Annotated in this window: 1 protein-coding gene and 1 pseudogene; both read left to right on the forward strand. The window is 75.0% G+C overall.

From position 1 onward, the window contains the following. A pseudogene (locus tag VT52_RS34980) lies at positions 1-188 on the forward strand (hypothetical protein); the annotation flags it as partial. Beyond that, positions 179-1030, forward strand: an 852-nt coding sequence (whiA, locus tag VT52_RS34985) for a DNA-binding protein WhiA (protein WP_071387775.1), incomplete at its 3' end; no start/stop codon positions are given. The pseudogene VT52_RS34980 and the gene whiA, both read left to right, overlap by 10 nt.

Raw genomic sequence — 1030 nt, forward strand, 5'->3', positions numbered from 1 at the left:
TGCTCGCCGACGAGGCCGCCGTGCCCGACCGCGACTCGCTCACCGAGGCCGCCAAGAGGCTGGGAGCCGCGGTCGAGCTGGCCCCGGTGGCCCGGACCGACGGAACACCCCGGCACGACCCGGAACTGTTGGCCGCCGCGTACGACCGTATTTTTCGGATGCATGGAAGGATCGGCCCATGGCGATGACGGCAGCGGTGAAGGACGAGATCTCCCGGCTCCCCGTCACCCGGACCTGCTGCAGGAAGGCGGAGGTCTCCGCCATTCTGCGGTTCGCCGGCGGCCTGCATCTGGTGAGCGGGCGCATCGTGATCGAGGCGGAGCTGGACACGGCGATGGCGGCCCGCCGCCTCAAGCGGGACATCCTGGAGATCTTCGGCCACAGCTCGGAGCTGATCGTGATGGCCCCCGGCGGGCTGCGCCGCGGCTCGCGCTACGTCGTCCGGGTCGTCGCGGGCGGGGACCAGCTCGCCCGGCAGACCGGTCTGGTCGACGGCCGTGGCCGGCCGATCCGCGGGCTGCCCCCGCAGGTGGTCTCGGGGGCCACCTGCGACGCGGAGGCGGCCTGGCGCGGGGCGTTCCTCGCGCACGGCTCGCTGACCGAGCCGGGCCGCTCCTCCTCCCTGGAGGTGACCTGCCCGGGACCGGAGGCCGCGCTGGCACTGGTCGGTGCCGCCCGTCGGCTGTCCATCGCCGCCAAGGCCCGGGAGGTGCGCGGGGTTGACCGTGTGGTCGTCCGCGACGGTGATGCGATCGGCGCGCTGTTGACGCGGCTCGGCGCGCACGAGTCGGTGCTGGCCTGGGAGGAGCGCCGGATGCGCCGCGAGGTGCGGGCCACGGCCAACCGGCTCGCCAACTTCGACGACGCGAACCTGCGGCGTTCGGCCCGCGCGGCGGTGGCCGCGGGGGCGCGGGTGCAGCGCGCGCTGGAGATCCTCGGCGAGGAGGTGCCCGAGCACCTCGCGGCGGCGGGGCGGCTGCGCATGGAGCACAAGCAGGCCTCGCTGGAGGAGCTGGGCGCGCTCGCCGAC

The sequence above is a fragment of the Streptomyces malaysiense genome, assembly GCF_000980885.2.
GTDB classification, from domain to species: domain Bacteria; phylum Actinomycetota; class Actinomycetes; order Streptomycetales; family Streptomycetaceae; genus Streptomyces; species Streptomyces malaysiense.